This is a genomic window from Rickettsia endosymbiont of Orchestes rusci (assembly GCF_964030945.1).
In the GTDB taxonomy this organism is placed as follows: domain Bacteria; phylum Pseudomonadota; class Alphaproteobacteria; order Rickettsiales; family Rickettsiaceae; genus Rickettsia.
In genome coordinates this window covers 585,961-598,538 of the sequence record NZ_CAXIQG010000004.1, presented here as the reverse complement: position 1 = coordinate 598,538, position 12,578 = coordinate 585,961, and the positions used below count along the sequence as shown (strand labels likewise).

Sequence of the window (12,578 nt, the reverse complement as noted above, 5' to 3'; positions counted from 1 at the left end):
AAAGTACCGCGATGTCATGCCGTGGCTTGACCCACTACTGTACGAACGTTTAAATGAAGAGGTAAAAATTCTGTCATTCCGTGGCTACGACCACGGAATCCAGCTTATAATATCATAAAAAGATTCTAAAATAAGTCTAATATGGCTTTATTTTCCTGGATGCCGTGATCAAGTCACGGCATGACACAGCCTTTTTTCAACGTTCGTACACTAATGGGTCAAGCCACGGTATGACAAGTTTTAAGCGATTTTAACCATCCATGCAACAACGCCTGACTTAACCACGGCATGATACCGACGCATTTTTAAAAATACTCAAAATATAGTAATTTCTGATTCATACAAAAATGACATACGAACAGTATAACTTCTATGGTTCATGGTAATGATTAATAATAGTTTACTTACACTTAGTTCCGTAATTCAAACCGTTATGACTAATAAAAATGTAAGAAAAAAAATACTTGATAATATTAACCTTACTTTAAAATCTAATGAAATAGTTGCTATTCTTGGAAAATCGGGAGCCGGTAAGTCAACATTGCTTAGAATAATTGCCGGCTTAAGCAGCCCTGCTAGCGGTAAGCTAATTTACCATAACCAAGAAAAAGCTAATGATTGTTTTGAAATAGGTATGATATTTCAAACATTTGCCCTTTTTCCGTGGCTTACGGTTCTTGAAAATGTTGAACTCGGTTTAAAAGCTTTAGAAATTTCTGAACAGGAACGTCGAACTAGAGCATTAGCCGCTATAGATTTAATAGGGCTTGACGGTTTTGAATCGGCATATCCAAGAGAGTTATCCGGAGGGATGAAACAAAGAGTAGGCTTTGCTAGAGCCTTAGTTTTAAGACCGGAAATTTTGCTTATGGATGAGCCTTTTTCCGCTCTTGATGTGTTAACGGCAAATAACTTAAAGAATGACTTTCTTGATTTATGGAGTAACGGTAAAACTCAAATGAAATCGGTAGTTATTATTACTCATTCTATTGAGGAAGCTATAACTATGGCGGATAAAGTATTAATTTTTTCATCCAATCCCGGGCGTATTGTGTCGGAGTTACCTATTACGCTGCCGCGTCCAAGAGATAACCAAACTGCCGAATTTCGCGTTATGGCCGACAAAATTTATGGACTGATGGTATCCGCTTCCGATAAATCTTCAGTTAGTGATAAGAAAATTGATATTTCTAATATTAATCAAAAAATTCACTTAACTCAAATAAATCAATTAATCGGTAGTGTGGAAGCTTTATTTGCTCCTCCTTATAAAGGCACTGCTAGTCTTGCCGAATTATCTAAAATTTTTCATATTAATAATACCGAAGAAATCCTTCGTATAGTCGGGGCATTAGATATATTAAAGTTTGCAATCCTAACATACGATAATATTAAATTAAATAAAGCCGGGAAAGAGTTTGCCGCCGGTGATTCCGAAACGCGTAAAAAAATGCTAGCAAAACACTTGCTTGATAATATATCCATTGCGTCTTATATATGTGAAATTCTACATCAGCGTTTTGATCATAAAGCTCCATTATCTCGTTTTCAAATGCAACTTGAAGATAAATTATCTAAAGAAGATGCCGCTATGACTTTAAAATCTATAATAGCCTGGGGAAGATACGCGGAAATTTTTTCATATGACGATAATAAGAAAATTTTTAGTTTAGATAATCCGACCGGATAATAAATTAAATCTAAAATGATTTGGATAAATAACCTTTTTAATAGCATAACTAGAGTTATTAAAAGTTTTTATTCAAAAAAAGACAAATATAAACCAATAAGTGCCTTTTTATTTATAGAGCAACTTAAATACTTGACTATATTTTTATTTTCATTATTTTTTAATTAGAATAATGTGATGTTTAGCTTCCATCATTATATAAAAAAACAATTTTATCACTTCAAATTAACCGGTATATTTACGTATTAAGAAAATTTATCTTAGATTAGTAAAATCGTTATATTAAAATAGTGGAAGCCGGTTTATAATTTTAGCAAAATTGTTGGTTGATTTATCTTAATAACCATATAAACGAGGAAAAAAATGAGTAATGAAGAAGAAAAAAAGTTATTAACTCCTCTGCACGAAGAGGAAGAAACAGAAGAAGAAAAAAGGCAAAAAGCTGAGGATTCAAAAAAGCAGCTCAAAGCAATATTATTTACTTTTGTTCCTTTGCTAATTGGCTTTTTAGTGTTTACTTATTATTTCCTTAATTCTATAGAAGAAAAAGCAAAAGAACAAAGAAGGCTTGAAGCTCGAGAAGCAAAGAAAATAGAAAGACAAAATAGAATTCAGCAGAACCAACAGACTCCACAGCTTCAGCAGAATCAGCAGACACAACAGTAAATAAATGTTGTTATACCTATCGATTCTATGTCATTCCCATGAAAACGGGAAAGCATTGTTGTGTGGATGGTTAAAATCGCTTAAAACTTGTCATACCGAGGCTTGACCCACTACTGTACGAACGTTGAAAAAAGGCTGTGTCATGCCGTGACTTGATCACGGCATCCAGGAAAATAAAGCCATATTAGACTTATTTTAGAATCTTTTTATGATATTATAAGCTGGATTCCGTGGTCGTAGCCACGGAATGACAGAATTTTTACCTCTTTATTTAAACGTTCGTACAGTAGTGGGCTTGACCACGGTATCCAGAAAAATCTTAATAAAAAGACTGGATGCCGTGGTCAAGCAACTAGATGACACCGAAACACTTTGCAAAAATTCGAGCCATGCAACAAGGTCCCGCCTTTAGCTAGAATGATATACGGCACTTTTTTAGGGCCATGCAACAACTTAATCCTATCAATTTTCCTCCAATAATATACCCTAAATATATATTGTGACAAAAATGTTATAAAAAACTATTGATTTCTTTTATATTCAGCACTAACGTATATATTTACATTAATATTTTAAGGTAAACCAATGTCGCTAATCGATGTTCTTGTAGTAGATGATGAAGAAGATATAAGAAATATAGTTGCCGCAATTTTAAAAGATGAAGGATTTAATCCTAAAGTGGCGGCTAATAGTACCCAGGCTTTGAGAATACTTGCCGAAAAACCCGTATCGGCGGTTATCTTGGATATTTGGCTTCAGGGGAGTGAAATTGACGGGCTCGGAATTTTAGAGATAATAAAAAAACGTTATCCGTTAATGCCGGTAATAATAATTAGTGGACACGGTACAATTGAAACTGCGGTAAATGCTATAAAAATAGGTGCCTATGATTATATAGAAAAGCCGTTTAGTAATGATAAGCTAGTTATTTTACTTAAAAGAGCATGCGAAGTAACAAAATTAAAACGCGAAAATATTGATCTTAAATCAAAAGTTATAGATAAAACCGAACTAATAGGCGAATCTTCCGTTAGTGTAAAACATAAAATAGAAATTGAAAAAGCAGCTTTTGCTACTAGCCGTGTTATGATTCACGGTAAAGTCGGTAGCGGTAAGGAACTTGCTGCAAGATTAATTCATAAAAAGTCTAAGCGAGTAAATAATCCTTTCATTATTTTTAGCCCGATGTGTATGAGTACCGAAAAGATTCATCAAGAATTATTCGGGGAGGTAGATAAAGTAGAAAACGGTAATAAACGCCCTACCTTACTGGAATTTGCTAATAACGGTACGTTATATATTGATGAAGTTAGTAATATTCCTATACCTATCCAAATAAAATTTCTTAAATTTTTAAAGGACCAATCAATAAAAAAACCTTGCGGGAAAAATATCAAACTTGATATAAAAATAATAACCGGTACTTCTAAAAACATGCAAGAAGAAGTAAATAACGGTAAATTTTTAGAAGATCTTTATTATCGTTTTAACGTTGCTTCTTTAAAAGTGCCTTCATTATATGAACGGAAAGAAGATATACCTCTGTTAGTCAAGTATTTTGTAAAACAGCTTTCTAAATTTTCAGGGTTAAAAGAGCGTAATTTTGCCGATGAAACTATCGCCGCTCTTCAATCTTACGAGTGGCCGGGTAATATCAGACAGTTACGTAACGTAGTTGAATGGACTTTAATTATGAACCCGTTAACCTCCGGCAATAATGAAGTAATCAAGCCTTATATGATACCCTCCGAGATTTTAACGAATAGTGCTAATCTTACTAAATTGGAAGATAGCTTTGATATGTTATCTATGCCGCTTAGAGAAGCTAGAGAAGTTTTTGAACGGCAATATTTATCGGCTCAAATGAGTCGTTTTAATAACAATATTTCTAAAACTTCATCCTTTGTGGGGATGGAACGCTCGGCCCTACATCGTAAATTAAAATTGTTAAGTTTACATGTTCCTCTAAATAGACTAAATGATGAAGAGTATGAGGAAGTTAATGCTTAATAAAATCCAATTCCTGAAATATAAGCAGTATATATATTTATTATGTATAGCAAGTTTATTATTTTTAACCGCTTGTTCAGAACCGACTCGTGATGCAAACGGTTTGCTGACTGATAAGCAAAGTCTAGTAATTAAAAATTATATAGCTGCTCAAAATACTAAAAAACTTAAAGTTAATATTAAAGATAAATTCGGTTCAAATTTAAGAGGATTGAAATTAATCGGCGTAAAACTAACTAATGAAGATTTATCGGGAATAGATTTAAGTTTCTGTGAAATATTACGTGTTGATTTTTCCGGTACAAATTTACAACAAGCAATTTTAACAAATGCGATAATACAAGAAAGCGATTTCTCAAATTCAGTAATACAAAATGTATCTGCTTATAGCTCTGATTTTCAAGGTTCTATTTTTGAAGGGGCAACATTAAGAGATACAAATTTTATCCAAGCAAATTTTACCGATACCGCATTTAATAAAACCCTTGTTAAAAATGTAAATTTTGAAAATGCAAAATTCACTTCCACGCTTTGGAATAATAATAATATAGAAAATGTTAATTTTCAAAAAGCTAGCCTTAGAAGTAGTAGTTTTAAAAATACGACAATATTAAACTCTATTTTTTACGGTGCTGATTTACAGGGGATATCGGCAAGTAACAGCAATCTAAGTAATAATTATTTTGAATCAGTCGACTTAAGTAAAGCTAAGTTAAATTCGTTAGTTATTAAAGATTCAAATTTTACTCAAAGCATTTTTAATGAAGCAAGTTTTAATAATATTCAAGCTAATAACTCCATATTTTCATTTTCTTCATTTCAATCTACTATCTTTAAAAATGTTAATATTGTCGGGTGTGATTTTCAAAATGCCGCTTTTAGTAGTTCTAGTTTAGAACAGGTAAGAGTTGAAAATAGTTTGCTAAATAATACAAATTTTAATGATAACAAAATAAGCAATTTATCAATAAAAAATAGCAATATTAATTTTGCAAAATTTAATAAAATACAAGCGACAAATATTACCTCGGAAAACTCTACTTATGTTAATACGTTTTTTAATAATAATGATATCAAACAGTTAGCGTTTATTAGCAGTGACTTAACCAATAGTGGAATAATAAACTCGAATATTTCAAATAGTCAATTTACTAAAGTCAATTTTGCTAAAGCTTTAATACAAAATGTTAACTTTTTAGAAGGTAAGTTTACTTTAAGCAATTTGTCTCAAATAGCTTTAATTAACTCCACTTTAACAAATACGGTATTCGATACTTCCCCTATTACAAATTCGCAAATAAATAATACGACTTATGTAAATTCTAGCTTTGTGAATGCTCTATTCACTAAAAATATTATTTTAAATAGTAACGATTTTAATAAATTCCAGACAGGAATAATAATAAGCTCAGTTAAGGACTTACAAAAAATCAATGATTTAACGAATATGAATTTTCAAAGCCTTGATTTTAGTAATGTAACATTTGATAAAACAGATTTTTCCGGCTCAATTTTTAAAAATGCAAATTTATCAAATGCCGTAATCAAAAATTCTATTTTAGAAAATACTGATTTTACTATGGCAACACTTAATAAAACAAATTTTTCCGGCTCAATATTAACTAATAGTGTATTAGAGTCAGCAAAGATTTATCAAACGAATTTTAGTAATACTGATTTAACAAATGCCAATTTTAGTAAGGCTTTTATTGAAAATATTTTGTTGGATAATGCAAAAACCGCTAAGGTTACAGGTCTTAATCTTATCCCGTCAAATGCTAAATAATTATTCTTAAATTAACTATATTAGGCGTTGTTGCATAGCTCGATAAAAGCAGCAGTATGTCATTCCCGCCTTTAGCTAGGAATGACATCGAAAATTCGAGCCATGCAACAACGCCACTATATTAATACTATTTATCTTTTATATTTGCTTTGTTTTGAAAGTTAAATTTCCACGGTTTAAGGTTGCCGACTTTAAAATAGACTGCTTTATTTTTTAATTTAGACGATACGGGAATTATATTAGGACTGCGTTCTAATATAATAAAATGTTCATTATTGCCATGAGAATATATGAATTGTTGAGTAGAAAAATTACCTCTGATCATTTCTTGAATTTGGTAGGTATGAGTATCTAGTTTTTGCCATTTTTGAAATTTAATAATTTCCTGACCCCAAATTGCTAAATTCCAATCATTAATTACAATATCCTCAAAATTTTTACAGCTAATAATAAGCTTGGATATCGTATCGACCGCTACAATATCAATATTTGCGGCATTGTCAAAATTAACTACCGACCCTATATAAGTGCGTTTAGTTAAATTAGCTATTTTAACATAGTCATCGCCGGATTCGGAAATATATAAAAATTGATTGATATTGCTTTGTAAATAAACAGCTAAATAAGGTCGGTCGCCGGTACTGACAATATTAAAAGGTAAATCGAGAATAATACATTTAGCCTCATCTAAGCTGATTGATTCTACCACAGCAGCAGTACTTGCTGCCGGTAAATAATAAGAATCTGCCTCATCGATAATACCGGTAATTAGAGAAGTAAGGTTTGATAGTTCAATACTAACCACTCTCACTTGATACCAACTTCCGAAATTAACCGTACGAGAGCGATTTTTCATAGAACTCGTGTCCTCACCTATAAGCATAGGCTGCGGGCACTCGCTAATCAAATCCCTCTCGTACAATTTAATTTGGGAATTGGTATGATCTCGATAATAATTTAATATCACAAAATCGCCCGGCTCATAACCATGAAATATGGATAATATTACGAATTTTATTATTTTACTCTCTAAAGCGGCATTCTTTAGGATTAATTGCCCTAATCTCTCTGCCTCTATAGGAGATAAAATAATAGGTATTTTTAGAGCTAGCGGTGGGTTATTTGAAGAATTTTCATTATTTACGTAACAATAATAATTATTATAATTATTGAAACGATCAATAAAATTAATCGCCAGTTTACTGATAATATTTTCTTTCGGTATCTCGGTTTGTTTTAAATAACTATTATCCGATAATTTTATTAATGCTTGTTGATTTAAATTATGTAAAGAGCCGTAACCGCGTTTGATAAATTTAATTTGTTCGCCGTTATTCGCCAGAATATCAAAAAAATAAAATATTCTTAAAGAATTGATAATATCTATTGTTGATAAAACTTTATTTAGCACTAATCCCTCTACTGTCTCATCGATAGTAGAAATATCGATTTTGTGCATTGAGATACCGCATTTATTAGATAATTCCAAAATTATTGCCGCCAAGCTACAGCTACAGAATTTACCGTTAACCCAATGTCCCTTTTCCCATAAATGATTATCGCGCCAAATATTACCGTGCGGCCAAGCAGGATAGGGCCTAGCGTCCCAACTCCATAAAAACATTTCTTCAATATATTCCTCTGCTTGCCAATATTCTAAAAAACCTTTTATCGCTGTGCGTTGTACTGTAAAATCCGTAGCACCGGAAGAATATTTAGGTACTCCGCCATCTTGACAAAAGGGATCAAAAAATACATTCGGTTGATTCGGTGCTTTATCGATTGAAGGAAAGCCAAATTCGGTAAACCATATTTTTTTCATTTTCGGCTGCCAATTTGTAACTAAGCCGTTAGGATTATAATGATGATTCTCCCACCAATATCTTAAATTCTTCCAAGCATAAGCGGCAGATAGAGGTTGCTTTTGCCCGTCGGAGTCTAGATAGTAATCATAACCTTCACTTGAATGACAACCTTTTATAATTTCTTCACCTGTTATTTGTGAGTTTAAAGTTCTAGTTATAGGAAAATAAGCATCTATACCGACAAAATCGATGTCGGGAGAGGCAAATAACGGGTCTAAATTATACCAGCCGCCGCTTGTATGATGATATTCCGACCAATCAGCGGCGTAAGTGAGTAATACCCGCACGCCGACTATTTCTTTGACTAATTTAGCAAGCTTGATAAGTTCATTAACTCCATGGAAGTTATCGACAGAATCTTTAATACTCGTAATACCGATAAGTTCCGAACCGATAACAAAAGCGTCAACATAATCTTTAACAAGCCTTGCATAATGAAGAATAAAATTATTATATCCTTCTGCTTTATTAAAAAATTGATGGATAGAATCAGGCGAACCGGTAACGTAGCCACGCCACGGTTTGCCCGGTACATCCATAAAAAACATCGGATAAAACATAATTTTTAGATTACGCTTTTTAAGTTCCTGCAGATAACGAAGTAAACTAGCATCGTTAACGCTGCCGCCGTAATTAGGATTATTGTTATTATCTTTAGAAATAATTTTAGCGGTCGCACGGCTATAATGGCTTACTCGCCATTCCGCCGAATATTTAGTATGAGGATCGTTAAATTCTATCGCCGGTTTTATACTACATAGTTCAGTGTTTAGGTTATCGGCAAACCAAGAAACTACCGGTGCTATCCATTTTATATTTGGACAAATAGTTTGTAATTGATTAAGGCTAAATACGCTATCGGCAATATTAAGCTGATTATGTAAGTTAATTGCCGTATGGCCGATAACGCTGCCGTAAGAGCTTTCTATCGTTTTGTATTGTACTATCGTATCATAAACATATTCGCCCGATCCCGGAATCATATTTATAGCACTTATTAAATTCTCGACTATTGAATAATTAGCCTCCATAGGGATATTAGCTTTTCTTGTTACCTCAAATGCAAAATTTGGAATAGAATCGTTAAAATCTTCTAGCGGTAAATCTTCAAATACCAGATAGCTAAGAGAGCGAAAAGCGGGAGTTTTACCGAGTCCTAAGCAGCTTTCAATTAAAGGATCGGGAGTTTGAGTTTCCGAACCTAAATATAATCTAAAATTATATTTACCCAAATTTATTAATTCATCATTTGCCCAGACTCTAGTAATTTCGGTAATTTCTCCTTCACATATGCTGATAGCGCAAGATAAGTAATATTTGCATTCCGTTAAACTACCGATAGATTTAACTTGATGAAAATAAGGGAAATATTCTTTGTAGCTAGTCGTATTTTCTACTTCTTTAATTTGATTTGCCCAGATTATTTTGCCGCTAACTCTGGCAAGACCAAAAACTAGAGCTATCGGTTCGCCGTAACGAGCTGTGGATAAATGAAAACTTTCCTTAATATTTTTAAAGCGATGATATTCTTCCGGTTCATGATTTAATCGGTCTAAATAATCGCCGAAAGCCTTGCCGGCAAATCTACCTATAGTTGATAATATGCCTCCGCCGAAAGTGCTACCGAGCGTACCCCCTAGCGAGCTAAAAATCTTACCGAACATATTTTTCTATATTTTGATTGATATTATTTGATATTAACACAACAATATGCTACCACTAAATATACGAGAATGACGTCAAAAAAATATAAAAAAATTATTAATTATTATGTTATTTTTGAAATTAAAATTATTTATTAAGAAATATTTTATTGCTTTAATATTGTTCGGCACTGGCATTGCGACAGCAGAAATTATTGAAGTTGATAGCTTAGATAAAATAAATCAAGATTTTGAAGAAATTTATAATAAAGACTATTTACCGCAGGATATGCTAGTAGTTATAGGACTCGATAAGCTAATATTTAAGTCCTTATTGCCTTCAGCGTCTGCGCTTGGTCAAGAGGGCTATTCTAAATTATTGCCGATTTTTAAAAAGATTAAACCACAATCAAAGCAAGTTTATATAGATCAATTACTTCTTGTTGATTATAAACAAGAGTTAGCAGATACCGCTTTACCGAACTTTATAAAAATAATTAGTAATAACAATATAGCTATAATAGCGGTTAGTAAAAATTTCACCGGTAATTTTAATAACATCCCTACGCTTGAAATATGGTTAGCCGATTATTTAAAGAAGAATTTTGATATTGATTTTTCTCGAAGTTTCTCACAAAGTAACTATATAATCTTTAATAATTTACGAAGTTTTGATAATACTTATCCGGTATTTTATAAAGGTATATTAAGCAGCAATAACACTCCGCAGGCTGAGCTAATACTTAATTTTTTAATTGAAGTAAAATTTATGCCGAAAATTCTTATAGCAATCAGTAGCGATGAAGAGCTATTAGGCTCTATGCAGGCGCAGCTTAGTAGTTATAACTCTAACATCACTTATACCGGCTATCATTATGTTACTGCCGATCAAGAAAATGATAATGAAAAGAATTTAGCGTATTATACTAAATTTTTTAATAATTTGGTAAACAAAGTAAATAAAGTACAAAGAACCAATTCACCGACCAAAACCAACAAGCAAAATAATAAAAATCCTTATGACGGTACACTCAATTAATCTAAATATCTTGTCATATGGCTCGAATTTTCGATGTCATTCCCGCGAAGGCGGGAATCCGGAAAAGTATTTAAGCGAATTATATAGTAAACTTTTATATAATTTTGTTTATTTTAAGTATTTTTTCTGGATTCCCGCCTTCGCGGGAATGACAACTATGGTTTTATCGAGCCATGCAACAACGCCTACCAAGCCACGCGGTGACATTTTTAACTCTTCATTTATGAGCAGTATACACAACAAATTATTATTATTATTTTTCTTGGTCATGCCTTTTATAAGTTACGGTCAAATAATTCCTACTTATTCCATTGATTCAATAACAATTAAAAAATTATTGCCCCAAATTGATGCTACTACACTGGTATTAGTTAATATAGATAATACGATTATCACGCCGCAATCGAAAATGTTTCGCTATAATAATAATCCTTATATAGCTTTTGTAGATAATTTATATAACTTGGCAAAGTCTAACTATGCAATTAACGGGATAATAGCTTCGTTAATGGTGCAAAGGCAGATGATGTTAGTAGAACCGAATTGGTCTGATTTTATAAATAAGATGAAATCGCAAGGTGCAATGGTTTTTGGTTTTACTGAAGTAACTCCGCCATGTAAGTTAATTAATAATTTTGAAGGGTGGAAATATAGTCAGCTTCGAGCATTTAATATTAATTTTACGGATAAGGTTAATAATAAAGAAATGTTTAGGTTTGACGATCATGATGCAGATGCTCCTGTTTTTTATGAAGGTATATTATTTACCGGTACTGCAAGCAAACTCCAAACTCTTATTAAGTTTTTAAAAATTATACCTTCCGCTCCCCTTAAAATTGTAATTTTTGAAAATAATAAGACGGAACTAAAAAAAATAGATTCTTTTTTGAGAATGGTCGATGTAGAATATTACGGTATAGAATATTTGGGGTGGCAAAGAATAATAGGCTATCCTGATGAACATACAGCCAAATTACAGCAAGATACGCTTCTGAAGACCGGTAAGTGGTTAGAAGACGCGGAAGCAGAAAATTTTTTAAAAAGCCAACAAGAGAATGAATAAATATTAGCTATGAGTAATCTAATTAATGCCCTAAAAGATTTAATTATTAAAACCGGAGAAATTGCTTTAGATATCAAGAAAGTTGGATTAGTAGTTGAGGATAAGCTTGACGGTTCTCCTGTATCCAATGCAGATAAAGAAATCAGCGAGCTTATTTATCGAGATTTACAAATTTTAACCCCTAGCGTAACAATAATTTGTGAGGAACAACCGCTGCCGCTATTAAATAGCGATACATTTTGGCTAATTGATCCGATTGACGGAACAAAAAGTTATATAAGCGGTAAAGATACTTATACTATAAATATGGGTCTTATAAAAAACGGCATTCCGACTATCGGCTTAATATATCAGCCTTCAAATGCTAAATTATATTATACCGATGCGAACGGTAACTTAAAAATTGAACAAAATTCAGTAGAAATTCCCTTGCTTGGGGCGACTAACCAAGAATCTAAGAAAAACGGTTTTAATGCGGTGATTAGTTTCCATCATCAAAATAAAGCAACAACGAATTTTTTGGATAAATATTTAATAAATAAGATAGAAAGTATAGCAAGTTCTATTAAATTATGCTTAATCGCGGAAGGAGAGGCTGATCTATATCCTAAACTCGGCGGGCAAACTATGGAATGGGATATCGCTGCCGGTCATGCTTTAATCAAAGCTAGCGGCGGTAATATTTTCGATCTTGACGGCAAGGAAATTAGTTACGGTAAAAAGAACTTTGCTAACCCCGATTTTTTTGCCTGTAGTTCTTATTGGCTACAAAAAAACATTGCATAATATCCTCTTTCTCTATATTTTTGTGATTTA

The 12,578-nt window shown here is 32.4% G+C and carries 9 protein-coding genes; 8 read left to right on the top strand and 1 reads right to left on the bottom strand.

The window, feature by feature from the left end:
• Positions 1–385 precede the first annotated feature (385 nt).
• The 5 genes from AAHM91_RS06900 to AAHM91_RS06880 all read left to right on the top strand — a co-directional run bounded on the left by AAHM91_RS06900 (position 386) and on the right by AAHM91_RS06880 (position 6,152).
• Positions 386–1,690: an ABC transporter ATP-binding protein gene (locus AAHM91_RS06900; RefSeq protein ID WP_253307873.1), complete on the top strand. Its 1,305-nt coding sequence runs from the start codon at positions 386–388 to the stop codon at positions 1,688–1,690.
• 363 nt (positions 1,691–2,053) lie between these two features.
• Entirely contained in the window at positions 2,054–2,356 is a 303-nt protein-coding gene (locus AAHM91_RS06895) for a hypothetical protein (RefSeq protein WP_410525862.1), read from the top strand.
• Positions 2,357–2,603: 247 nt separating this feature from the next.
• A complete protein-coding gene (locus AAHM91_RS06890; RefSeq protein WP_342270307.1) occupies positions 2,604–2,768 on the top strand; it encodes a hypothetical protein in 165 nt (54 codons plus the stop codon).
• Between the two features lie 173 nt (positions 2,769–2,941).
• Positions 2,942–4,366 carry a sigma-54-dependent transcriptional regulator gene (locus AAHM91_RS06885; protein ID WP_253307872.1) on the top strand — a complete coding sequence of 475 codons (1,425 nt, stop codon included), beginning with the start codon at positions 2,942–2,944 and terminating at the stop codon, positions 4,364–4,366.
• Positions 4,359–6,152, top strand: a complete 1,794-nt coding sequence (locus tag AAHM91_RS06880; protein ID WP_341793929.1) for a pentapeptide repeat-containing protein — start codon at positions 4,359–4,361, stop codon at positions 6,150–6,152. The genes AAHM91_RS06885 and AAHM91_RS06880 overlap by 8 nt, the downstream gene beginning before the upstream one ends.
• 127 nt (positions 6,153–6,279) lie before the next feature.
• Here AAHM91_RS06880 and AAHM91_RS06875 read toward each other — a convergent pair whose 3' ends face one another.
• Positions 6,280–9,681 (bottom strand): baseplate megatron protein TIM-barrel domain-containing protein, encoded by a 3,402-nt coding sequence (locus AAHM91_RS06875; protein WP_342270306.1) that lies wholly within the window; start codon positions 9,679–9,681, stop codon positions 6,280–6,282.
• 106 nt (positions 9,682–9,787) lie between these two features.
• Here AAHM91_RS06875 and AAHM91_RS06870 point away from each other — a divergent pair, with 106 nt between their 5' ends.
• The 3 genes from AAHM91_RS06870 to AAHM91_RS06860 all read left to right on the top strand — a co-directional run bounded on the left by AAHM91_RS06870 (position 9,788) and on the right by AAHM91_RS06860 (position 12,548).
• Positions 9,788–10,699 (top strand): DUF2608 domain-containing protein, encoded by a 912-nt coding sequence (locus AAHM91_RS06870; RefSeq protein WP_342270305.1) that lies wholly within the window; start codon positions 9,788–9,790, stop codon positions 10,697–10,699.
• A gap of 223 nt (positions 10,700–10,922) precedes the next feature.
• Complete coding sequence (locus tag AAHM91_RS06865; protein ID WP_253310044.1) at positions 10,923–11,762, top strand: DUF2608 domain-containing protein; 840 nt, start codon at positions 10,923–10,925, stop codon at positions 11,760–11,762.
• A gap of 9 nt (positions 11,763–11,771) precedes the next feature.
• The gene (locus AAHM91_RS06860; protein ID WP_342270304.1) at positions 11,772–12,548 is read left to right on the top strand and encodes a 3'(2'),5'-bisphosphate nucleotidase CysQ family protein; all 777 of its coding nucleotides are present in this window, start codon (positions 11,772–11,774) and stop codon (positions 12,546–12,548) included.
• Positions 12,549–12,578: the final 30 nt, after the last annotated feature.